Source organism: Yinghuangia aomiensis (genome assembly GCF_039542225.1).
GTDB lineage: Bacteria > Actinomycetota > Actinomycetes > Streptomycetales > Streptomycetaceae > Yinghuangia > Yinghuangia aomiensis.
Genome location: NZ_BAABHS010000043.1, coordinates 16346 through 39287 on the forward strand (window position 1 = coordinate 16346; position 22942 = coordinate 39287).

The 22942-nt window shown below is 68.1% G+C and carries 17 protein-coding genes, 1 tRNA gene and 1 pseudogene; 12 read left to right on the forward strand and 7 right to left on the reverse strand.

All coding sequences use genetic code 11. From position 1 onward, the window contains the following. Window positions 1-121: 121 nt before the first annotated feature. From ABEA93_RS36390 to ABEA93_RS36400, 3 genes are read left to right on the forward strand one after another with little or no spacing between them, the layout of a single operon-like run. Window positions 122-1291, forward strand: a complete 1170-nt coding sequence (locus ABEA93_RS36390; RefSeq protein WP_345680226.1) for a tyrosine-type recombinase/integrase — start codon at window positions 122-124, stop codon at window positions 1289-1291. Beyond that, window positions 1288-3531 (forward strand): tyrosine-type recombinase/integrase, encoded by a 2244-nt coding sequence (locus ABEA93_RS36395; RefSeq protein ID WP_345680227.1) that lies wholly within the window; start codon window positions 1288-1290, stop codon window positions 3529-3531. The genes ABEA93_RS36390 and ABEA93_RS36395 overlap by 4 nt, the downstream gene beginning before the upstream one ends. Further along, on the forward strand, window positions 3515-3913 hold the full coding sequence (locus ABEA93_RS36400; protein WP_345680228.1) for a DUF6262 family protein: 399 nt from the start codon (window positions 3515-3517) through the stop codon (window positions 3911-3913). Before ABEA93_RS36395 ends, ABEA93_RS36400 begins: the two co-directional genes overlap by 17 nt. A gap of 86 nt (window positions 3914-3999) precedes the next feature. On the opposite strand, the gene ABEA93_RS36405 is transcribed toward ABEA93_RS36400, so the two are convergent. Further along, a complete protein-coding gene (locus ABEA93_RS36405; RefSeq protein ID WP_345680229.1) occupies window positions 4000-4545 on the reverse strand; it encodes a hypothetical protein in 546 nt (181 codons plus the stop codon). A gap of 159 nt (window positions 4546-4704) precedes the next feature. Continuing rightward, entirely contained in the window at window positions 4705-5103 is a 399-nt protein-coding gene (locus ABEA93_RS36410; protein ID WP_345680230.1) for a hypothetical protein, read from the reverse strand. A gap of 215 nt (window positions 5104-5318) precedes the next feature. Between ABEA93_RS36410 and ABEA93_RS36415 the strand changes: the two genes are divergently transcribed. From ABEA93_RS36415 to ABEA93_RS36435, 5 genes are all read left to right on the forward strand, one after another. Further along, complete coding sequence (locus ABEA93_RS36415; RefSeq protein WP_345680231.1) at window positions 5319-6476, forward strand: tyrosine-type recombinase/integrase; 1158 nt, start codon at window positions 5319-5321, stop codon at window positions 6474-6476. Next, the gene (locus tag ABEA93_RS36420) at window positions 6473-6805 is read left to right on the forward strand and encodes a helix-turn-helix domain-containing protein (RefSeq protein ID WP_345680232.1); all 333 of its coding nucleotides are present in this window, start codon (window positions 6473-6475) and stop codon (window positions 6803-6805) included. The genes ABEA93_RS36415 and ABEA93_RS36420 overlap by 4 nt, the downstream gene beginning before the upstream one ends. Further along, window positions 6802-8760 carry a hypothetical protein gene (locus ABEA93_RS36425; protein ID WP_345680233.1) on the forward strand — a complete coding sequence of 653 codons (1959 nt, stop codon included), beginning with the start codon at window positions 6802-6804 and terminating at the stop codon, window positions 8758-8760. The genes ABEA93_RS36420 and ABEA93_RS36425 overlap by 4 nt, the downstream gene beginning before the upstream one ends. 168 nt (window positions 8761-8928) lie before the next feature. Then, window positions 8929-9495 (forward strand): RNA polymerase sigma factor, encoded by a 567-nt coding sequence (locus ABEA93_RS36430; protein WP_345680234.1) that lies wholly within the window; start codon window positions 8929-8931, stop codon window positions 9493-9495. Further along, entirely contained in the window at window positions 9492-10268 is a 777-nt protein-coding gene (locus ABEA93_RS36435) for a hypothetical protein (RefSeq protein WP_345680235.1), read from the forward strand. Before ABEA93_RS36430 ends, ABEA93_RS36435 begins: the two co-directional genes overlap by 4 nt. A gap of 14 nt (window positions 10269-10282) precedes the next feature. Here ABEA93_RS36435 and ABEA93_RS36440 read toward each other — a convergent pair whose 3' ends face one another. Next, entirely contained in the window at window positions 10283-11485 is a 1203-nt protein-coding gene (locus ABEA93_RS36440; protein WP_345680236.1) for a chymotrypsin family serine protease, read from the reverse strand. 183 nt (window positions 11486-11668) lie between these two features. Here ABEA93_RS36440 and ABEA93_RS36445 point away from each other — a divergent pair. Further along, window positions 11669-11956 (forward strand): annotated as a pseudogene (locus ABEA93_RS36445) (GmrSD restriction endonuclease domain-containing protein); the annotation flags it as partial. A gap of 53 nt (window positions 11957-12009) precedes the next feature. Next, window positions 12010-13041: a polyprenyl synthetase family protein gene (locus ABEA93_RS36450; RefSeq protein ID WP_345680237.1), complete on the forward strand. Its 1032-nt coding sequence runs from the start codon at window positions 12010-12012 to the stop codon at window positions 13039-13041. A 16-nt stretch (window positions 13042-13057) separates the two neighbouring features. Here the strand turns inward: ABEA93_RS36450 and ABEA93_RS36455 are convergent, their stop codons facing one another. Next, a complete protein-coding gene (locus ABEA93_RS36455) occupies window positions 13058-13585 on the reverse strand; it encodes a hypothetical protein (RefSeq protein WP_345680238.1) in 528 nt (175 codons plus the stop codon). A gap of 877 nt (window positions 13586-14462) precedes the next feature. On the opposite strand from ABEA93_RS36455, the gene ABEA93_RS36460 reads away from it, so the two are divergent. Next, window positions 14463-19898: a LamG-like jellyroll fold domain-containing protein gene (locus ABEA93_RS36460; RefSeq protein WP_345680239.1), complete on the forward strand. Its 5436-nt coding sequence runs from the start codon at window positions 14463-14465 to the stop codon at window positions 19896-19898. A gap of 26 nt (window positions 19899-19924) precedes the next feature. Then, window positions 19925-20425 carry a hypothetical protein gene (locus tag ABEA93_RS36465; protein ID WP_345680240.1) on the forward strand — a complete coding sequence of 167 codons (501 nt, stop codon included), beginning with the start codon at window positions 19925-19927 and terminating at the stop codon, window positions 20423-20425. Window positions 20426-20578: 153 nt separating this feature from the next. Here the strand turns inward: ABEA93_RS36465 and ABEA93_RS36470 are convergent, their stop codons facing one another. From ABEA93_RS36470 to ABEA93_RS36480, 3 genes are all read right to left on the reverse strand, one after another. Further along, window positions 20579-20830: a hypothetical protein gene (locus ABEA93_RS36470; RefSeq protein WP_345680241.1), complete on the reverse strand. Its 252-nt coding sequence runs from the start codon at window positions 20828-20830 to the stop codon at window positions 20579-20581. 274 nt (window positions 20831-21104) lie between these two features. Continuing rightward, window positions 21105-21188: transfer RNA gene (locus ABEA93_RS36475), tRNA-Leu, on the reverse strand. Between the two features lie 419 nt (window positions 21189-21607). Then, entirely contained in the window at window positions 21608-22651 is a 1044-nt protein-coding gene (locus ABEA93_RS36480; protein WP_345680242.1) for a CAP domain-containing protein, read from the reverse strand. Window positions 22652-22942: the final 291 nt, after the last annotated feature.

The following is a 22942-nucleotide window of genomic DNA, read 5'->3' on the forward strand; positions in this document are numbered from 1 at the left end:
GGCGAGAGCGTCTTCGACGTCAGCGACAGACACATCTCGGTCCGTGTCTCTCGTGTCAGCGTCGCGTTATCCGGTGGAGCGGTGTGTGCCGCTGACGCTGTCGACACGGTGGGGAGGGGTGGTGACCTCCAGCCAGCGTGTGCGGGGCGAGGGCGGCTGCACGTGGACGGTGCTCGCGGACGACTTCAGCGTGGTGGGGCCGGTGGAGCGGTATTTGGAGTACCTGCGCTCGGTCGACTCCTCGCCCAACACGGTCAAGGCGTACGCGCGGGGGCTGGCGCTGTGGTGGTCCTTCCTGGAGGGGCGGTCGCAGGCATGGAACGCCATCGGCGTGACCGACCTCGGAACGTTCGTGGGACAGTTGCGCCGCGGCTGTGTGGCGGCGGAGGCCGTCGCGATCGACGGCGGCGGACGGGCGGCGGATGCCACGGTCGCGAGCCGGGTCCGAGCGGTGATGGGCTTCTACCGTTACCACGCCGCGTGTGGGGTCGAGGTCGCAGACCGGCTCTACGAGACGGTGAACAGTCGGCCGGGCGGATACTTGCCGTTTCTGGAGCACGTGGCGCGCAAGCTCGGTCGGCGTTCGAGCGTGGTGAACGTCAGGGTTCGCCCGAAGCCGACTCCGGTGCTGCTCCCCGGGCAAATGACCGTGCTGCGGAACGCGGAGGCGGCCTGGGTGCCGGACGAGGGCGTCTGGTCCGGAGAGTTGCGCTACCGGCTGTTGTGGACGCTGCTGGAGGAGACCGGTATGCGGCTGGGCGAGGCCCTCGGGCTGCGCCACCGCGATTGGCAGGCCGGGACGGGTACGACCGCGCGGATCGAGGTGGTCCACCGGCCGGACCACCCCCACGGTGTGCGGGCCAAGAGCGGCTACCGGCGGATCTTCGTCGGTTCGGCGCTGGACCGCCTGTACGGCGACTGGGTGTGGGCGCTGTGCGAGGCGGGCGCGGACGTGGAGGTGGAGGACTGGGACGACGCGTACATCTTCTGCAACCTGCACCGCGGCCGCAGGTTCGCTCCGTTGAGGCCCGAGAGCGTCTACAAGCACCTAGGTGCGAGAAGGGGGCAACTTCCCTCTTTGCCAAGGGAGATGACGCCGCACTGGTACCGGCATACACACGCTACGGCGCTCCTGCTGGCGGGTGTGCCGATGCACGTGGTCAGCCGCAGACTCGGGCACCGCGACGTGCAGACCACGATCAACACCTACGCCCACGTGACCGAGGATGCGGACCTTCGGGCATGCGCCGACTGGCAGAGGATCACGCAATCCTGGGGAAGGCCGGAATGAAGGCGAACCTGGCACTCGTCCCGGCCCAGGCTGCGGGGAGGCTCCCCGGCGGAGGTCCGGACGGCCGTAAGACTCAGGACAAGCGGGACCCGCGGTTGCCGATCGCCGATCTGTTCAGCGAGGAGCGGGCCCGTCGGCTTTGGGACAGCCTGCCGGACGGGCATCGGCGAGACCGCTTCGACTCCAACATGCCCGACGACTACCGGCAGGCGTTTGCGGAGCAGGCGATCGACAAGGCGAGGGGCTGGTTCACTCAGGCCGTCAGCTTCGTGGGTCTCCCTGAGCCGATGATTTGGGAGCTGGCCTGGTTCGTGGACCAGCAGGTGGGGGACGGGTACGCCGTCAATCCGGCTCGGTTGAACCGCCTGCGCCGCGGGCTCGCCCTCGCCCTCGAGCACGGCGGACCGCCGGCGCGGTCGGCACGCTCGATCACGGCCTTGTCAAATGAGGAATGGGCTGGGGAGGTTCGTGCCGCCGGCGTGCGTGCGGGCCTGTCGTCCGGGGAGAACATCGCGACGGTTGTCCTGCACAGCGTGAAGCACATCCAGGACCGGCTCGCGTATGCCTACCACGATGGCGAGTGGTGGCGGCTGAACCTGTGGAATCCGGCGCTGGACAGGAGGATCCTGCAGCGGGACCACGAGCCCAGTGGCCGGCACGTAGCCAACTTCGTGCATCTGAGGGCGGATTGGCTCAGAGAGGCGGTTAAGTGGTGGCTGTCGGTGCAGTTGTCGACGGAGAGGTACGTCTGGTCGTCGGTGAAGAGCCGAATGGACACCATGAAGCGCTTCCAGGCGTACATCGACCGGGTTGGATGCACCGGGCCGCTGCTGGTCTCCTCTCCGTGGGTCCGCGGGTTCGTGGACCATCTCAACGGCTACTCGGCGCTCTCTGGTGCGGACAAGGGCGGGCGGCTCGCCAAGAACAGCCGCCGTTCGACCCTGGTCGCCGTCGAGGCGTTCTTCCGCTGGATGTACGACCACCGGGCCGAGGCGGCCTCTGTGCTCGGGGATCCGCGCTGGGGCAGGCTCGACGCGTCCTACAGCGTGCTGTTCCGGTTGGACGACAAGCCCCGGCTCACCAACCAGCTGCCAGAAGACATGGCGCTGGAGGACGAGGTCGTGCACCGAATCGCCGCCGGATCCGGACTGCTGGCGGCGCCGAAGACCGAGGGCGGTCTGAACGATCGGCAGGCGTTCCACGCGCTGATGCTGCTGATCCGCACTGGGCGGCGCATGAACGAGGTCCTGATGATGGACTTCGACCCGCTTCTCCCGCTTGCGGGCACCGGGCCGGCCAGCGAGGCGGACGGGGCCGGCTTCGTCGCCCGGCTCAAGTACCAGCAGACGAAGGTGACCGGCGGGGGGCCGGCGGTCATCCCGGTCGACCAGGAGATCGTGGACATCGTCCGCGTCCAGCAGACGTGGGCGCGTGAGTTCATTGCGTCCCAAGGCGCGCCGGAGGGCACCGATCCGGTCTACCTGTTCGTGCAGACCCGGCAGAACCGGCTCGGCCTGCGGCCCTACGCGTCGGCGACCTTCCACCACAGGCTCGGCGTCCTGACCAAACTGATGGCGGTGACCGACAGCGCGGGCCGCCAGGTCGCGGTGTCCAAGACCCATACCTTCCGACACACCCGTGCTACGGACCTGATCAACGCCGGGGTCCCCGTCCATGTCGTCATGCGCTACCTGGGGCACCTGAGCCCCACCATGACCATGCACTACGCCAAGACTCTCTCGACCACCGCCGAGCGCGAGTTCCTGCGCTACAAGAAGGTCACCGCCGACGGGAGGACGGCGGGCATCGAACCGAGCGACCTCTACGACATGCTCCATCTCGACCAGCGCGCCGATCGGGTGCTCCCCAACGGCTGGTGCATGCTCCCGCCGCGGCAGGTCTGCAGCAAGGGGAACGCCTGCCTGACGTGCGACAAGTTCGTCACCGACGCCAGCCACCGCGACGACCTCCGCCACCAGCTCGCCCAGACCGAGGCACTGATCGCCCACCGGCAGGCCCAGTTCACCGCCCGCCACGGCGAGCCGATGAGGGAGGACAACATCTGGCTCGGCGGCCGCCTTGCCGAGAGCCGCGCCCTGACCAAGGTCCTCGTGGCCCTGGACCAGGTGGCCGTCCGCGAGCACAGCCGTTTCCGAGCCGTCCGCGGAGCCGGCACAGCCGACCGCCCCGAACCGCCGCCCTCCGTCACCAGGAATCGATCGCATGACCCCCTTGCCTGAACACCTTCGGCAAGCCGCCCGCTCCCGATCCCAACTCGCCGAGGCACGGGCCCGCACCGCGCTCGCCGAACTGGTCAAGGCCGGGACGCCCGTCACGTTCGCCGCGGTCGCCCGACGTGGTGGCGTGAGCACCGACTTCCTCTACCGCAGTCCGGGACTGCGCACCCAGATTGAACGGCACCGCACGAAATCCGGGTCCACTCCGCCGGACCCGCCGGTCGACTCGTCGACCTCGGCCGCCGTAAGGGCGCTCAGCGCCCGCCTTGCGCATCAGCAGCGCACCCATCACCAGGAGGTGGCAAGGTTGCGCTTGGCCCTGGAAGTCGCCCAGGGTGAGAACCTTGACCTCCGCAGGCGCCTGGCACGGCATGAAGCCGACTGAATTCGACTGTGGCGCGAAGTTCAGGATGCAGCTTTCCGTCATCGTCGGGGCGGCCAACCGCCTAATGCTGCACGCAGCAATCCGACTCATCCAGCCGCAGGCATACCCATGGCGTTCAGCACGTTCATGAGCTGATCTTCGGCGAAGGTCTCTTTTGCTCGCATCGCCGCCAACACCTGGTCGTAGTCCGGTGCCCAGCCTGCCTCGACCGCCCACGCGACGGCCCGCTTCGCACGCTCCGGAAGCTCGGCGGCCAGCCGATCGGCAAGTTCGTTCAGGGCGTCGCCCACCAGCCGGTCAGCCGCATACTCGGGCGCAAAATACGCCTCTATCCAGCCCTCCCATGCGCCGGACTCAGGGCCGAGTGCCTCCAGATACGCGGTGTCGCTGTCAACCAGGTGCGCAACCAGCACGGGAGCACCGGTCTCCGCTACGAGCGGAGCCAACAAGCCACTGGCGCCCGGATGGGCGCCGGAAACATCGACGATCTGCCAACCGCCGCCGGCTATATGCCACTTGTGCCAGCAGGATGTATCCGCCGCGCAGGCACAGATCAAGTGAGGCCGCAGCGTCTTCAACTCCAGCGCCGACTGATCCGCGCGCACGACCATCAATTCACTGAAAGAACCCACGCCATGCTCCCTGCGCACTAGTTGGCCGGGAACGGTAGCAGCGCGGCCTGACAAGCCGTCCATCGAGGAGGAGAAGGAGACCGGGTCATGCCGCGATCGCCACACATGAAGAAGCGTCAGCGGCATGCCGCTGACGCCGTGAGCTGCTTGATGACGAAGTCATGGCGTCGCAGGTGCAGATACCAGGTGATCCACATCGAGCGCGGTCGCGCTGTCGAGGGTGCGGTCGTCGTAGGCGGAGTACCAGCGGCCGCCCGTCAGCGTGCACCCCGAGCCGACCTCGGGCGCGTCCACGGCCTCGGAGAGCAAAACCTCTTTGCGGGTGTTGCAGCCGTTCTTGTCCGCGTCCACCCAGTGGCGGAACTTCGTGCGTTCGTACCCGGTGCGGTCCTCTTCGGCGACGGGCAGCCACTGCGCCGCCCCGTGCAGAGTGAAGGCGAATGCCTCGCCTGCAGCGCGGTGTTCGCGCTGCGCCGCGGCGGACGCCGGCGCGGTGCACACGACGGCGGACAGAGCGGCCGCGGCGGCAGCGGACCAGCAGCGCGTTGACGGACGCATGCGACTCCCTATCCATACGATTCGTTGGACCCGTAGTCGTACCGTCCGGTACCGCGCGAAGTCGAGGTGGTCGCAGGCTGCTTCACCCCTTCGTGGTGGGAATGCCGCCGCCGGGACGCGGCCGTGCACTCGAATGGGTGACGAGGTGCAGAAGGCCTGCGCGGCCGGAGTGGACGCCTCAAAGTTGCGTTGGATGCAACGCGAGGAGGCATGGGGTGGACGACGGTGCGCCAGGGGCGGCGGCGTTGGTCCGTGTGCCGAATGTGGTGGCGCTGGATCCTGCGGCGGCGATGTTCGACGCCATGCTCGAAGGGTGGGCGCGGCAGCAGCGAAGCCGGTGCCTGGGACTAAAGACGATCCGCGAACGGCTGGGGTTGGTGCGTCGTTTCGCTGCGTATTGCGGGACGTGGCCGTGGCAGTGGACGCCGGAGGACGTGGAGGCGTACTTCGCGTCGGCGGTGTCGGGGGATCGGCCGCTGGCGCATTCGACGGTCCGCGGGCAGCAGGGCGACCTGCAGGTGTTCTGCGCGTTCGTCGCCGATGCCCGGTACGGGTGGGCGAGTGCGTGCCTGGAAGAGTTCGGCGAGGTGCCGGTCCAGGTGTGCCACCCGTGGAACACCGCGGCGCACGTCGCCGCGTACGAGGGGCGGCCGGGCCGACGGGCGTTGACCTACGACGAGTTGCAGGCGTTGTTCGACGCGGCGGACGACCGGACCGAGGAAGTCCGTGCGTCGGGGCGGAAGGGCACGTTGACCGCGTGGCGGGACGCGCTGCTGATCAAGACGGTCTACGCCTACGGGCTGCGGCGCCGCGAGGCGGCGATGCTGGACCTGTCCGACCTGCGGCACAACCCGAGGGCGGCGGACTACGGCCGGTTCGGTGCGTTGGAGGTCCGGTTCGGCAAGGCGTCGCGCGGCAGCCCGCCGAAGCGCCGCACGGTCCTGACGGTGCCGGACATGGACTGGATCGTGCCGCTGCTGGCCGCGTGGGTCGACGACGCCCGTCCGCAGCTGGAGCCGGGCGCGCATCCGGCGCTGTGGGTGACCGAGCGGTGTGGGCGGATCTCGCTGCGGCGCCTGGACGAGGTCTTCGCGTCCCTACGGGAGCGCGCTGGCCTTCCCGAGGTGCTCGAACTGCATGCGCTGCGGCACTCCTACGTCACGCACCTGGTCGAGTTCGGCTATCCCGAGCGGTTCGTCCAAGAGCAGGTCGGACACCGTTGGGGATCGACCACCGCCTTGTACACCTGGGTTTCCGACGAGTTCCGCAACCGCCTGCTCGAAGATTCCCTTGCCCGCCGCGCCCGACCACCCGGGGAACGTGCCGCACCCGACCGCGACAATCCGGCCGGCCGACCGAGGGGTGAGCGATGACGAAGACGATGGGCTACCGGTGGCATCTTCGTCGGCTGATGGCCGAACGCGAGTTGTTCCAGACCACCGACCTGGTCCCGCTGCTGGCCGAGCACGGCGTCCACCTGTCGCGCGAGCAGGTCTTCCGGCTGGTCACCCAGCCCCCGCAGCGTCTGTCCATGGACACCCTCGCCGCGCTGTGCGCGATCCTTTCGTGCACGCCCGGGGACCTGATCGAAGTCATCGAGGTCCGCGCCCAGGTCGCCAAGCCCACCGCGACCGGCGACACCGGCCCGGCCACCGCACCGCCCACCCGCCGCACCCGCGTCCGCAGGCCCGGCGGCCTGTGACCCCCTCGGACGGCCGTGCCGCGTGGCGGCGACTCGCCGACGCGATCCGCGCGTTCGTGCCCGACCTGACCCCGGACACTGCGGACGGCCTGGTCGCCGGAATGGCGCCGATGACGCGTACGGTCATCCGCGGCCACCTCAGCCGGCACCCCGACGCCCTGGTCACCGGCTCGCCGCTGGCCCCACCGGCCGTTCAGCGCCTGATCCGACACCTGCACGACACCGGCGTCGCCGGCGTCCGCGTCCCGGACTGCCCGCGGTGCGGCCGCACCCGCCCTCTGAAGCACGCCACGACGCAGGGCCGGGTGTGCCGCGGCTGCGAGGGAACCCTCGCCGCCCACCGGAATCCGGGAATCTGCGGCGCCTGCGGCGAGACCCGCCCCAGGCCCGACGGGACGACCTGCCGGCGGTGCCGCGCCCGCGCCACCGCCGCCCACCGCACCTGCACGCAGTGCGGCAAACCCGCGGACCTGGACCCGTGCCACACATGCCGCCCTCGGCCCCTGGTCGTGTGCGCGCTGTGCGGCACCCGGGCCACGTGCTGCGCGCGCTGGCCGCTCGGGCCAGTCTGCAAACCCTGCTATCGCGGCACCCGCAGCAACCCCGGACCGTGCCCCGGCTGCGGCACGGTTCGGGCGCTGATCGCTGTCCTCGACCACCGCCGCACGTGCGCGGAATGCGCGGGGCACCGCGACCCCTATCGCTGTCGCCGCTGCGGGGACACCCGCCGTACCCGGGTCCGCGGCCTGTGCGACCGCTGCGCGGTCGACGACCGCCTCGCCGCCCTCTTTGACCCGCTCCCCGCCGCAGCGGCCGCGGAACTACGGCCACTGCGCGAGGCTCTGGCGTCCAGCGACCGCCCGGCCGCGGTGCTGGCCTGGCTGCAACTGTCCGCGTCGGCGCCCTTGCTCGGCCGCCTCGCGGCCACGGGCAGACCGCTCGGCCATGACGACCTGGACACCGCCACCGGCACCGCCCCGACCGCGACGGTGGACTACCTGCGCAAGATCCTCGTCACCGCCGCCGTCCTGCCTCCACGCGACGAACACCTCACCCGCGTCGCCCGCCATCTGGACCGGCTGCTTGCCCGGCATCCCGAACACGCTCTGCTGCTGCGGCCATGGGTGCGGTGGTCGGTCCTGCCGCGCATGCGCCGCCGAGCCGCCGACCGCGGGCCCACCGCCGCCCAGGCCGCCCGAGCCGCCTACACCCGCATTGACACGGCCGCGGCCTTCTTGTCCTGGACCGGCCGGCACGGCATGCTCCTGGAGCAGGTCACCCAGGACCACGTCGACCGATGGCTCACCGAAGGCGCCAGCACCCGCTACGAACTACGGGACTTCCTCACCTGGACCAACCGCCACGACCGCAGCCGTGGTCTCGACGTCCCGGTCCGCACAAAGAAGCCCGTCGCGCCGCTCGACGACCACAGCCACTGGGAACTGCTCCAGCAGTGCCTGCACGACGACGAACTACCCACCGCCGTCCGCGTCGCGGGCGCCGTGGTGCTGCTGTTCGGACAACGCCTCACCCGCATCGCCGCCCTCACGACCGACCATCTTGTCGAGGCGCCGGAACCACGACTGATCCTCGACCGGATCCCGATCCATGTTCCGCCGATGCTCGGAGTGCTGCTCAACACCCTCGCAAACACCGCCGTACGGACCGGCTGGGCCTTGCCGCCGACCGGGCAGCGCTGGCTCTTCCCGGGCACCCACCCCGGCGAACACCGCTCGGCGCCGACCCTGCGCTGCGACCTCAAGGCCCACGGCATCAAGGTCCTTCCTGCCCGCGCCACCGCATTGGTCCACCTCGCCCAGGACCTCCCGCCGGCCGTACTCGCCGACCTGCTCGGCATGCACCCCGTCACCGCCAACCGCTGGCGCCAGCGCGCCTCCACCGACTGGGCCGCCTACCTGCAGACCCGCCGCGGCCAGACGCCCGGCCCGCGGTAGCCGGGCCAGACCACGGACTCGGCAGCGCTGCGCGGTGCGATGGAAGAACGTCGTTGAACACGTCTCGAACAGCCGGACCCGCTGACGCCCCAACGTTCCTGCCCGCTGGTTCGTTGAACTTTGACAGGAGAGTCCATAGGTGTGGTCTCGTGGCGGGAGGCTTGGCAGATGCCGGGTATTGGGGGGATAGTCCGGGAACTAGTCCAGGCTCGCGGCTCCTCGCTGAAGCGGTACGCGTTCCTCCTCTGCGGTGATGACGACCGCGCGGACGACTTGGTTCAGGAAGCCATGGTCCGCGTGCTGTCCCGACGCCATCCGCGAGACCTGGGCGAACTGGAACGATACGTACGCCGGGTACTGGTCAACCTCGTGATCGACGAAGGGCGCCGCACGACACGGTGGGACCGCCTTCAACCCGCTGTCGCTGCGTCGTTTGACCGCGTCTGTAGCCAGAGCGCCGAAGACGAGACATGCGACCGGATGTGGATCCGCGACATGCTGTCGAGTCTCCCTCCCCGGCAACGTGCTGCGGTGGTGTTGCGGTACTTCGAAGACCTGCCGGTTGCGGGGATTGCCGATGCTCTCGGGTGTAGTCAGGGCACGGTCAAAAGCCAGCTGCACGATGCTCTCCGCCGGCTCGCCGCCCTGAACCGCGAAGGCGCCGGTGCGAATGCGAGCGAAGGCGCCTCCCCCGAGCTGATCGCACGCCCCGAACAGAACGGAGCGCTTTCGTGACCGAGCAAGAGATTCAGCGGATGCTGGGCGCAGAAGCCGAGCGCGCGTCGTCGCTGCCGCAAGGATTCGAGGACGAGGTCACCACTCGGGTGACGCGGGCGCGCCGCGCCCGGAACGCTCGCGCCGCATCGGCCGCAGTCGCGAGCGTGCTTGCCGCAGGACTGCTGACAGCCTCCCTACGCGCTTCGGCTCCAACCGGAGGCTCAGACGCCGTCGCGGGCACTCCGGAGCCGACGTCACATTCCGATGCTCCTGCGAGCCGCCCTGAGCCCGGTGAGGGCCAAGAGCCAGGGTTCTTCACCTGCAACCGTCCGGTTCCGTTTGCAACGGTGACCGAAGCCGACGGCTTCAGTCTCACCCTGACGTCCCACCGCAAGGACACGGACGCCGCACCGTGGATCGGATTCGACATCAATCAGCCTCACGTGCAGGGCCTCAGCCCCACCGAGATCCCTCCCACTGTTGTCCTCCTCCGTAACGGCGTCGTCGTCGGCGGGCCAGTGCCGGTCGGCGGGTTGATCCGTGTGAAGCAGCCTGCTGGCACCGTCTGGCTGCCCGAGCCATCAGGGCGTATCCAGGTCGAGGTAAAGGCCCAGTCGTGGTTGTGCGGCAAGACGACCTGGCAACAAGTCTGGACCCACCCCGACGAGTACACGCTGGCGGTAGTGATGACCACGCCGACCGTCGGTCCCGAACCCGAGTTCGCCGGGTTCGGGACCGTCACGCGGCCTGTCCTGGTCGCGGAAGCACCTTTGGCCACGCTTCCAGGCTGAAAGTGTGCTCGCCGTCAGTGCAGCGACAATGCGAATGTGTTGAAGATATTCATGACGTCGATATAGATCAGCGTACAATAGTTGCTAGACCCGGAGCACCATTCTATACCGGAGACGATGCCGTTTATTTGACGACTGTCCGGATCGTTGACGGTAATCACCGAGCCGCCGCTGTCGCCACCTCGGGCGGCCGTTTGGAAGTCAAGCTGTACGGCCCCGATCCCGACGACCGTCGTACCGTTCTGCGGATATGTTTTGTAGGTGTTGGTAATCCAGAGGCCGCAGACTACCCGAGAGTTGTACCCCATTTGGCACACCAAATCGCCGAGGGGCTTGGATGCGGGTCCGTTCAACGGCCGATACTCGACTCCCGGCACACAGCAGTCCCAGACACTCTTCCCGGTTGGAGCCGCGATAAGTGCAGCGTCGAACTGCTGGTTCTCGTAGGTCACGTTGCCTATCGGGTTTCCACCCATCGTGGAAACCGAATAAAAGAGCGGATAGCAGTGAGCGGCTGTAACCAGCCATTCGAGCCCGTCCCAGGTGCTTACCGCCGGTATCCCGCTAGTACATTGCGAGACGCCCGGGGAACCCGAGGGGGACGGGCCGAGGGCCGCCCCGCCCCAGAACGGCGTCGTGTCATTCTCCCTGCTCGTCTGCTTCACCGGGCGGCCGGAATCGATTTGGACACCCACCTCGATCCCTGAGATTCTGCTGCGCGCCTCAGCCGAAGAGAGATACCGCTCGGCAGTCGCTGCGTCATCCACCGAAAGCTGCAGACCGCCATCGGCGGCGATGCCGGCGCTGTAAATGGAAAACGGCCGACCGACTTGATCGTAGAGTGCCTGAATGGCGGCAGCCTGAGCTTTCTCGGATGCTTTCGCCTGAACAAATCTCAGGATTCCCATATCCAGCCCGGGTCGGAATTTTTCGAGCGCCTGCTCGAAGGCTGCACTCCGACCAAGATCGGTGATGTAAACATCAACAGACCGATATCCGGACCCCAATGCTGTCGACGTATAGATGTCCGGGAAAACGTTTCTTCCGACCTGGATCGCCGCCTCGGCGACAACCCGGAGGGGATTCAACACCTTCGCCTGCTCCTCCGGAGCCATGGCCGCCACTTGCTCCACAGTCAGCGATTCATTTGTTTCGGCCCTGACCGGGGCTCCGGCGGCCACAAACGCAAGGAGCGACGAAACAGCGAAAATCGTCAAACGCTTCGAGATCCTCAAGCTTCCCCCATTTGACGTGCCGGCACGCAATGACTTTGGCGGAGGGTAGTTCGGCGACACGTGCACACCGCAAGATCAACCCGAAGGTTGTCTAAAGTTGTGACCACACCACAGGCGACTTAAGCCCGCCGCAATACCGCTCACTCCGAACAGCGCGCCCCGCCACCCGGCGCGAGCGGGTGGACGGCGAAGGAGCGCGAGCTGTACGCGAACGACCTCGACGACGACCGGCACCTGATCGCGGTGTCCACCGCTTCGAACAGGTCGAAGGCGGACAAGGACGTGCGGGAATGGCTCCCCCCGTACAAGGCCTACGACTGCCAGTACCTGGCCGACTGGGTGTCCGTGAAAGCCCGCTGGCGCCTGTCCGTCGACCCGGCCGAGCAAGCCGCCATCGCCGACCAGGCCGCCGCATGCCCGGATACGGAGGTCACCGGCGTCCGCGCACGCTGACCCCGACGGCGCCGGCCGCAGTCCAACGCGCCGCCGACTGAGAGGAGCACGGCGTGCTTTCCGGCCTGCGTACCGGTGGCCGCACCGCCGAGGAGATCTTCGACGCGGGCGGGAAGATCATCGACCCGGCCGTCAGGAGCGTGGTGGAGCGGCTGCCCGCGCCGCTTCTGGACCCCGTCCGCTACCACTACGGCTGGGCCGGCAAGGACGGCGGCCCGGTCACCGGCCAACGCGGCGGAGTGGGACGCCGAGGCCTGGTGCTTCCCCTGCTGTGCGCGGGCGTCGACGGAGGTCCCCCCGAACGCGGCCTCGCCGCAACCGTCGTCGGCGACCTGCTGGTGAACACCTCGATCATCCACGACGACGTCCTCGACCGGGATCCGGTGCGCCGCGGCCGGCCTGCCCTGTGGGCGGCCTACGGCACCGACTGCGCACTCATGGCCGGCGACGCCCTCCTCGGGCTGGCCTTCTCCGTCCTGGGCGAGCAGGACCACCCCCGCACCCACCAGGCGTTGCGGATGATGAGCGACAGCTGGGTCAGGCTGTGCGCGGGCCAAGCGTGCGACACCGGCCTGGAGGGCCAGACCGGGACATCCCTCGAACAGGCCGTCGCGGTGAACCAGGCCAAGACCGCCGAAGGCCTGCGCGGCGTGTTCCGCCTGCCCGTCCTGTTCACCGACGCCACCAGCGAGCAGGTCGAGGCCGTCGGCCGGTACGGCTTCCACTTCGGCATGGCCGCGCAGTACCACAACGACGTGACGGACCTGTGGCCCACACTCGACCGAGGCCGCGCCCCCGGCGGCGACATCCGCCGCCGCAAGATGACACCCATGGTCACGGTCGCCCTCGCATCCGGGCACCCTGACAGCCAACGCCTCGCCGCCTACTACGGCGGCCGCGGCGAGCCCGGGGACGAGGAAGTCGCCGCCGTCGCCGACCTGATCGACCGGTGCGGCGGCCGGGCGTGGGCCGTCGCCCAGAACCACACGCACATGCGCCTGGCAGCCGAGCACCTCCAGGCGGCGGACCCGCCGCCCGCTCTCTACGACGACATCCTCGCCACCGGCGCCCGCTACCTGGCGTGAGCCACGCAGCGCCGGGTCAGCGGATCCAGCGCAGCAGGCGGGTCCGGGCCTCAGGCTCGGTCAGACCAAGGCCGATGGCCAGAGCGGCCCAGGTGTGCTCGCCGACGTCGGGGTCGTCGCCGATGTCGATCGCGGTGAGCGCTCGGCGGGCGACGTCGTCCGCCAGGCGCTCCAGCGCCGCAAGCTGCTCCTCCAAGGCGGCGAGGGTGGCGGCGACAGGCTCGGGGATCGGTGCGGCGGCGGCTTCGACGGCGGTGAGGTGGTCCGCCCAGTCTCGGTAGGGCCCGGCCTCGACGCCGACGGTGGTGTGGTCGGCGTCGTCCTGGTCGAGCGGGTGCGTGCGGTTCGAGCGCCAGCCGCACGCGCACGCCCCGCGGACCGCGACGGCGCGCGGGCGGCGCGGGGATTCGCCGGTGTAGAGGCTCCAGTGGCTGCTGCGGGGCACGTGGGTGCCGCTGCCGATGTCCAGGTACACCGGCCCCGGTTCGCTGCCGTCGGCCAGCACCGCCGCCGCCCGGACTGGGGGAGTGTCGGTATTCGACACCAGCGGTATTCCCTGGGGCACTTGAGCTCCCGCGGGAGCTGGCTACGTGGTCCAATTCGGTGTCATCAGCTGATCCCGTAGAGCCGAGGTGTGCTGTGGGCCTGTTTGGCCGACGTCGATCCCGAGCGGGCGTGGGCACCGTGCACGATGTGACCGAGCGTGCGGTGGAACCGCTGGATGTGCGGTTTGGGTCTGTGTTGTCTGCGTCGCCGGAGCAACGGGATGCAGTGATAGCGGAGATGGCCCTTTGGGAGATACCGCGGCCAGACCTTGCTGAGGGGGAAGTGCAGTGGGTGACGTGCCGCGGGACGTGGTATCCGCCTGACTACCGGTCGATACCAGTGCGGTTCTACATGACCGACCGCCGGTTGCTGATGTATGAAGCCGGTCCCGACGACGTCTTCGACTCGCGGTTGTCTACCGGACACGTCGACTTCTGGTTCGACGATGTCGCGGTCTTCGACCCTCAACCGACAACGCAGCGCCGGCCCAACGCAGTGCCCTACCTCATCATCACCTCGCGGACCGGCCGCCCAGCTGACGGCAAGCGATGCGATGTGGAGTTCAACCTGGACGAGGAGGGCGCACGCTTCATCGGCACGGCGATCAAGGCGTTGCGCGAGCACGGCGGTGTCCACGCCAGAGTCAGCGAAGGCGCTGCCCAGGAGATCGACGGCTCTGACCCGCAACAGGGACCACCCGCCCCCCAAGGACCGCCGGCTTCCTCATCACCGTCACCGACCCGAACGGCCACACCGTCACCACCGGACGCGACTCCCGCGGCAACACCGTCTCGACGACGACCTGCCGCCAAGCCGGCGACTGCCAGACCTCGTACGCGACCTACCCGGCCGTCGGCACGTATCCCGACGGAGACGTGCGCAACTCCCTGCCGCTGACCACCTCGGACGCCCGGTCGTCCGGGCCGAACGACCTCACGTACGCGACCACCTACACGTATTCGCAGTGGGGCGACCGGATCAGCACGACCGTGCCGGCCACCGCCGACTTCCCCGGAGGCCGTACCGCACGATCCGGGTTCACAACTGGCACCGAGACCTCGGAAAACGGGGGCACAACGCCCAAGGGCTTGCTGGCCTGGACCCGCGACGCGACCGGCCAGGAATTCGCGTACAAGTACAACAAAAACGGCGACCTGGCACGGGTCGTCGCGCCGAACGGCCTGACGACCACCTACACCTACGACAACCTCGGACGCCGGACAGCCGCCACCCAGAAGTCGGACACCTACCCGGCAGGCGTGACCACATCCACCACGTACGACAAGGCAAGCCGTGTCCTCACCACGCAGGCGCCCGCGACGACCGACGCGGTCACCGGCACGACGCACACGCCGCTGACGACGAACACATACGACTCCGACGGCAATACGCTCACCATCACCGTGTCCGACACCACGGGCGGCGATATCGCACGCGTAACGACGCGGACGTACAACGGCCACAACCAGGTCGCGTCGATCAAGGACCCGATGCTGCGGCTGACCAAGTACACCTACGACGCCTTCGGACACCCGGCGACCAAAACCGACCCGACCAACGCGGTCTACGCATACGCCTACACCGACGCCGGTCAACTCGCCACGACGACACTGACGAACTACACCGGAGACCCCGTCTCCCCGCAGACAGCCTCCGCGTTGGTGCTGGAGTCCCGCGCGTACGACCCTGCCGGGCGGCTCGCCACGGTCACCGACTCGATGGGGCGCACCAAGCACAACTACTACAACGACGACAACACCCTCGCCGAGATCGACCTCGACGCCTTCCACAACACCGACGGCTCGATGCGCACCGTCGTACTCGAGCAGACGTACTACGACGCAGCCGGCCAAGCCGTCCGCAAGGTCACCGGCGGCGGCAAAACCACGACCACGGCACTCCTCGACGCAGCGGGCCGCACGACGTCAACCACAGTCGACCCCGGCGGCCTGGACCGCATCACCAACTACACCTACGACGCCGCCGACCGCCTCACGTCCGTTGCCCGAACGAGCGACAGCATTGCGGAACAGACGGACTTCACCTACGACTCCATGGGGAAGGTGACGTCGCAGAGCGTCCGCACCGGACCGTATGGCCCGCCCGGCCCCATCGGCTGGTGGAAGCTCAACGAGACCAGCGGCGTAACCGCAACAGACTCCGCAGGTCGGCAGGCCGCGACGCTCAGCTCGGGCGTAAATTGGTCGAGCGAACACGGCGGCAGCGTCGCGCTCAACGGCACCGGCGGCATCGCCACACCCAGCGCGGTGGTCAACACGACGAAGAGCTTCAGCGTCTCTGCGTGGGCGAAGCTCACGGACACCACCTCGTACAACACGATCGTGGCGCAGGACGGCCCGAACAGCTACAGCGGCTTTTACCTGCAGTACTCGAAGTCGTTGAACGCCTGGGCCTTCATCTGGCCCGGCGACAACACGAACAACCCACAGACGTGGCCGGCGGCGACGAGCACGACCCCACCGCAGGTCGGCGTATGGACGCACCTCGTCGGCGTCTTCGACGCCTCCAACAACCACCTTCGGCTCTACGTCAACGGCGTCCTGCAAGCCGACGTGGCGAACCCCAGCCCGTGGTCCGCTACCGGCCGCCTCACCATCGGCAAGGCAAAGAACGACACCGACCTGTTCCACGGCGGCATATCCGATGTCGAGATCTTCGACCGGCCCCTGACCGCGGCCGACGTCACCTCACTAATGACCAGCCCTGGTCTAGCGCAGGCCGGGACCCGACTCACCACCACATACGCATACGACAAGCGTGGCCTCCGCACCGCCATAACGGATCCGCGTGGAAACGTTGCGGGGGCGCCGGCCGCGGACTTCACCACCCAGTTCGTGTACGACCAAGCCGGACAGCAAACACAGGCCATCGCACCGACCATCGCCGTGGAAAGCGGCGGAGGGGCTCCGCAGAACGTCCACCCGATGACGCTGACCGGCTACAACACCTTCGGCGAAGCGACCGCCGTCGACAACCCGGTCGGCAACATCACCTCGTTCACCTACAACGCGGACGGCGAGCGCACCGCCGTGTCCGAACCCGCATACACCGCGCCGGGGACGAACACACCCATCACCCCGACCACGTCCACCGGCTACGACAAACTCGGACGGCCGACATCGGTGACGGATCCGCGGACGAAGGTCACGAAGCTCACCTACGACCAACTCGGCAACCTGACACGCACGCAGCTCCCCGTGCTGGGGACCACGACGCCGACGTGGCGGTACACGTACGACACCGCAGGAGAGCGGCTGTCGGCCACCGACCCGACCGGCGCGCGGACCGAGCAGACGTACGACGACCTCGGGCGGCCGGTCACCGCGACGCAGATCGTGCGGCAGCCGACAGCGCAGGCGTACACGATGTCGTTCGGCTACGACGACGCCGGGAACGTGCTGACCACGCGCACCGCCGGCGGATCGCTGTCGACATGGACGTACAACGCGGCCGGGCAACCCACGACGGCCACCGACCCCATAGGCCGCACGGTCAAGACCGCCTACGACGGCATCGGCCGCGTCTCGCGCGTCACCGCACCGGACTCCACAGCCACCACCACCACATACGACCTGGCCGGCAACCGCACCGAGACCTCCGAACTCGACCCCGCGGGAACCGTGCTGGCCACCACCAAGTTCGGCTACGACCCGGTCGGTCAGCTGACCTCCGCAACCGACCCCGGCGGCGCGACGTCGACCTACACCTACAACGCGCTCGGCAACAAGACCGGCCAGGTCGAGCCCGTCACCGCAGGCAGTTCCATCACCACGTCGTTCGGGTATGACGCACTCGGCCGCAACACCCGCTACACGGACGGCAACGGCAACCCGACCTACTACGGCTACAACACCCTCGGCCTGCCCGAATCGACCACCGTCCCCGCGGTGACCGGCTTCACCTCGGTCGGTGACCGGGCGACGGTCACCAGCTATGACGCGAACAGCCGTCCGGTGAAGGTGGTCCGCCCCGGCGGAGTCACCATCACCTCCGGCTACGACGACCTCGGACGCCTCACTACCCAAGCAGGCACCGGCGCCGAAGCCGCCACCACGAACCGCACGTTCGGCTACGACCTCACCGGCCGCCTCACCTCGGCGTCCGCACCCGGCGGCACCAACACCTACACCTACGACGACCGCGCGAAACTCCTCACCGCCACCGGCCCAGGCGGCAATGCCGCCCTCACCTACACCCCAGACGCCGACCTGGCGACCCGCACCGACAAAGCCGGAACCGCCACCTTCACCTGGGACCCGGCCGGACAACTGTCCACCGCCTACGAACCCGAGACCGGCACCACGCTCACCTACGGCTACGACGGCGTCGGCCAAGTCACCTCGGTCAAGTACGGCACCGGCTCACAACGCGCCCTCACCTACGACAACCGCCACCAACTCGCCTCCGACACCCTCACTGCACCCGGTGGCGCAGTCCAAGCCCAAAGCACCTACACCCGCGACCTCGACGGCCGCATCACCGTCCGCTCCACCAACGGCCTCGCCGGCGCCGGAACGCAGACCTACACCTACGACCAAGCGGGCCGCATCACCTCGGCGAACGACGGGACCACGAACACCCCGTACGGCTACGACAACGCGGGCAACCGCACCAGCGCCGGCAACGTCACCGCCACCTACAACGAACGCAACCAACTGACCTCGGCCGGCACCAGCACCTACACCTACAACGCCCGCGGCGCCCAGACCCAGCGCACCACCGGCAACGTCCAACGCACCTCCACCTACGACGCGTTCGACCAACTCACCACCGCCGGAACGTCGACCTACACCTACGACGCCCTCGGCCGCATGGCCACCGCCCCCGGCCGCACCTTCTCCTACGCCGGCACCAGCACCGCCATCGTCAGCGACGGACCCGAAACCTACAGCCGCGGGCCGTCCGGCAACCTCACCGCCGTCGCCACCGGCACCAACTCGGCCCTGGCCCTCACCAACCCCCACGGCGATCTCCTCGCCACCTTCGCCGCCGACGGCTCCGGCCTCACCGGCTCCACCGCCTACGACCCCTACGGCCAAGTCCTCACCACCACCGGCAGCTTCACCAGCGCCGACACCATCGCCCAAAACCCGACACCGTCGGTCAACGGCAACCCGTACACCTACGCCAACGACGACCCGCTGGCGAATGCGGACCCAACGGGGCACAACTCAGTTGATGTCGACTGCCGAGGGCCGTGGCGGCCTCGGCCTGGGCCGCAACCTCAACCGCAGCCGGCGCACACGGTCTCCGGGCAGCACACACGAAGCTCGTGGGCTTGGTCCCCCTTCCCGGACCTCCCGGCGGGCGTAGTTCCCGACTCGGGTGGGGCTTTCTCCGGGTGGGGCTACCAGTCCGGCCGCGGGTGGGGCGTAGAAATTAACGGTGATGGAAAGTCATTCAAGGGATTCCTGACATACGCCTTTGGCGACAGTCCTGCCGAAATTGCCCTAAACTTGACCATCGTTGGCCGCGCACGAAAGGCCACAACGGCGATAAAAGCCGCAAAGACTTTGTGGGGCCTTGCCGCTTCCCGTGTCAGCTGCGACATCCCGCGCCCCCCGGGGCCCACAGATGCCGCGAACAAGGCGAACAACAACCGTCCCAGCGGGTCGGGTAATGGACCACAGCAGACCGGCTCGGGAACCGACGCGTCGCAGCAAGGACGCATCGACGCGCAAGAGCAAGCCAACCCCCAGAACGGGCAGATCGACCCGTTTCAGCCTCACACCATTGGCGAGTGCTCAAACGTCCAAGGGCAAGACGCTTATCAGGAATGCGGTGTTGACCCAGGCTTGTCTGGCGCGCTACCCGACGGGGTACGGCACGCTCCATGCGCCGGAACATCCGGAGCCGGCCTCGTCTGCGATGTGGATTTCGGGCCTTTCGCCAACCTTGAGTATGATGACAAGAAAGAGCTTGACATGTCCGAAGCCGAAGAAGTGGGGGTCGCACCAGCCATTCCCGGAACACCGCGATTCGACGAATATATCGCTGCCGGCGAGGTGAAATGGGGCGTCCGTCTCGATGGGGTTCTTGTTGCCGTACCGGTCGATTGGGGCGGCGTAGAGATATTTCACTCAGTGCTTACCGGGCGAGTCTCCAAGAGCCAGGATTATCTTTGGGCGGCGGGCACCGCAGAGATAGCGAAGGGCAGCGGGGGGTACGAGGCTGCAATCACTAATTACAGCGGCCACTACCAGCCGGATGAAAAATCCCTCGATTACGCCCAAAGGATATTTGAAGAGTATGGAATTAGGGTGATAGATAAAAGCGGATTTGATTTTTAGTGAAAAACTCAGCAGGAGGGTGAGCGATGGGCTTCTCGGGAAGGAGTGCCGGCGATCTCCGCCGCCTGGCGGAGAATTCCCCGGGCGCCGATAAGCGTGGCGGGAACGAGTGGCGGCGGCTTATTGACGTGGGCGTCGCGGCCAGTTTCCGGGCGGATAGCTGTGCGGAGCGTCGGGACTACCGCGACGCCGCACTACTGGCCATGGATGCTGCACGGCGCCATGCCTCTATCGACGACCTTGAATGGCTTGAGCGGGTGGTGAGGTTTCGTGTGAACTACCTGCTTAAGTTTTCGGGGGATGTTGAGGATGCCGCTTCGGAGGTTGATTCCATAGTGGCACTTTTCATCACTGCTTCAACGCCCGACAGGCCGGAGGATGTAGCTAGGGTGGCATTGGGCCAGGGTGATTTTGAAGATTATCGCCGAAAGGCAACGCTCCGCCGCGTACTGTCGAAGCTGACTCAGGTTCGGGCCAATATGTCTGACACGGCAGCCGTTTCGATGCGGGATTGGCTGGATGGTTGATCAAGTGTTGCGGGGCGCATCTGGGCCGGCCAGCCAACGTTCGTGAATCTTCTCGTGCCAGTTGGAGGCGTTCTTCTCGGACTTGCGGTGCGGCGGGGTCACCGCACGTCAGTCAGGCCGGGCGCCACGTCCGTCGCGGCATCGGCCGGGATGTCAAACAGTGGCTCGTCGGCGAGGAGCCAGCCAAGTTCTTAATCGGCGGGCGTGGGCGATGTCCACGCAGCGGTCTGCCGTGCTCTGGCTGCAGAACAGTGCGCGGTCGGCTTCGCCGGTGAAGACCATGGCCTTGACCGCGTCCTCCCTGCTCTTGCTGGAGGTGAACCGCTCGCAGCCCTTGGGGGACCGACAGCGGGCCGTCGCACGCGGATCGGTGCCGTCGACGATTCCGGGCTTCCCGCCGAGCACCTCGGCAAGATTCCCCAGCCGAACGCTGGGCTGATGGTGCAGCGCCGTTCGGCGACAGGGGCGAAGCGCACCTATGCCCCACAAAGTGCCATGAGACGATCAGCCCCAGCCGACGCCGCCATCATCACAACCGACGGGATCAGACGTTGCGACGCCAACGAAAGCGCAAAAAAGGACTTCTACTATCGCCCAGCAAAACACTCGCTTAAGCCGAAAAACTCCACATTGCGGGATTCGGGAGGGATCCGAATCCCGCAATATGGAGATCTCGTCGTGTCCGAGGGGGGACTTGAACCCCCATGCCCTTTCGGGCACTAGCACCTCAAGCTAGCGCGTCTGCCTATTCCGCCACCCGGACCGGTGACCGCGGCGTGGCCGCGTTGTCTGGGACAACCTTACCAAGGTTCGGGAGGTGCCTGCGACGCGGTATCGGGGTGGGGCGCTGGTGAGAGGTGGTGCGGGTGGGGACAACCCATCAAGGCGACCGCTGCGAGACCGCGGAGGGGGAAGCGGGGGCGAAGGGCCGACCAGGCGGGAGTGGCCAAGGGGCTTTGAGCGGCGGGGGGTGTGGGAGTGCCGCAGGGGGTGGGCACTGACGAGTAGATCAGGGGTCAAGGGGCCGGCACCCGGGCTCCGGGACTCGGCGTTTCGCAGCTTCGGCGTCCGGCGAACCGACGGGCATCGCGGCCGGAGACCCCGTGTCAAGGCCGCCCGAGGCAGCCACAGTCGTCCGCCGCCCGACCGACGCCCGCACCCGCACCCGCACCCGCACCACCCTCACCCCCCAAACGGATTCGCGCTTCCCATCGGCGTTCCGAAGACCTGGGTCCAGTAGATGCCGTAGGTGCCGCCGTGGGCTATGCCGATGCCGATTTGGGTGAGGTCCGGGGTGAGGATGTTGGCGCGGTGGCCTGGGCTGTTCATCCAGCCGTCGACTACTTCGGCGGGGGTCTGTTGGCCGGCGGCGATGTTTTCGGCGCAGCGGCGGTAGGTGTAGCCCGCGGCGGTGACGCGGTCGGCGGGGTGGCGGCCGTCGAGGCCGGTGTGGTCGAAGTAGTTGCGGCCGGCCATGTCGTCGCTGTGGGACTGGGCGGCGGTGGTGAGGCGGGCCTCTTCGGTGAGGGTGCCCAGGCCGGCGCGGGTGCGTTCGGCGTTGGTGAGGGCGATGACCTCGGTACGCCATTGGGCCAGGGGGGAGGAAGGGACCCCGGGGGCGAATGCGGAGAAGTGGGGAGAGCCTGGCGAGGTTGAGGGGGGTGGGGAGGTGGGAGGGGCTGTTGGGGACTCTGTGTCTTCTGTGACATCTACGCCGAAGTCGCGGGCGATGCCTGCCAGGCCGTCGGCGTAGCCCTGGCCGATGGCGCGGATCTTCCAGATGCCGTTGCGGTGGTACAGCTCGGCGAGGAGGAGGACGGTTTCGCGGGTCACCGGGTGCGGGGTGAAGCGGGTCGCGACGCCGGTGGCGGAGGTGGCGACCGTGAGGGTGGGGGTCGGAAGGGCGCCGAGGCGGGCGCTGGGGTCGGCGGGGCTGACGACCAGCGTGACGCGGGTTGCCCCGGCGCGGAGGCGGGGTGGGTCGACTGCCGCGGCGGTGGCGTCGCGGAGGGTGACGCCGGGGGCGGTGGTCTGGTTGAAGAAGACGAAGTCGGCGTCGCCGGAGACGCGGCCGGAGTCACCGGTGATGAGGAGCGAGAGGTCGAAGGGGCCGGGGACGGCCATGGTCAGCGTCCCGGTCGGGAGTGCGCGGTTCGCCCCGGGCGTCAGATCAGCACCCCCGATGTCGTTGCTCCCCCACATTCCGCCGCTGACGCTCCCTGGCATGTGCCACCCTCCCCAGCCGAGCCGGTCTTCCTCCGTGCCACCCCTGTCATGGAGGAGAACGCGCCCCAGCCCCGGATGGTTCGCACACACCGGAATGCCGGGATAGCAGACCGGGATGCCCCGAAAGCAGACCGGGTCGCACGACAACCCCCACCCCACGACCTCACCCAACCTCACGCCCCCACCGCACTCCACACGTGTCACCTCCACTCCCACACGTGTCACCTCCCGCCCCGCCCCAAAATTCCCTCGCACTTAACACCCCGGCCCCCCGAAACCCCCTGCACGCAC

Excerpts from the sequence above, each read along its gene's own strand:
- ABEA93_RS36420 (WP_345680232.1), top strand. The coding sequence starts at position 6,473 with ATGACGAAGACGATGGGCTACCGGTGGCATCTTCGTCGGCTGATGGCC.
- ABEA93_RS36430 (WP_345680234.1), top strand. The coding sequence starts at position 8,929 with ATGCCGGGTATTGGGGGGATAGTCCGGGAACTAGTCCAGGCTCGCGGC.
- ABEA93_RS36480 (WP_345680242.1), bottom strand. The coding sequence starts at position 22,651 with ATGCCAGGGAGCGTCAGCGGCGGAATGTGGGGGAGCAACGACATCGGG.
- ABEA93_RS36465 (WP_345680240.1), top strand. The coding sequence starts at position 19,925 with ATGGGCTTCTCGGGAAGGAGTGCCGGCGATCTCCGCCGCCTGGCGGAG.
- ABEA93_RS36395 (WP_345680227.1), top strand. The coding sequence starts at position 1,288 with ATGAAGGCGAACCTGGCACTCGTCCCGGCCCAGGCTGCGGGGAGGCTC.
- ABEA93_RS36400 (WP_345680228.1), top strand. The coding sequence starts at position 3,515 with ATGACCCCCTTGCCTGAACACCTTCGGCAAGCCGCCCGCTCCCGATCC.
- ABEA93_RS36410 (WP_345680230.1), bottom strand. The coding sequence starts at position 5,103 with ATGCGTCCGTCAACGCGCTGCTGGTCCGCTGCCGCCGCGGCCGCTCTG.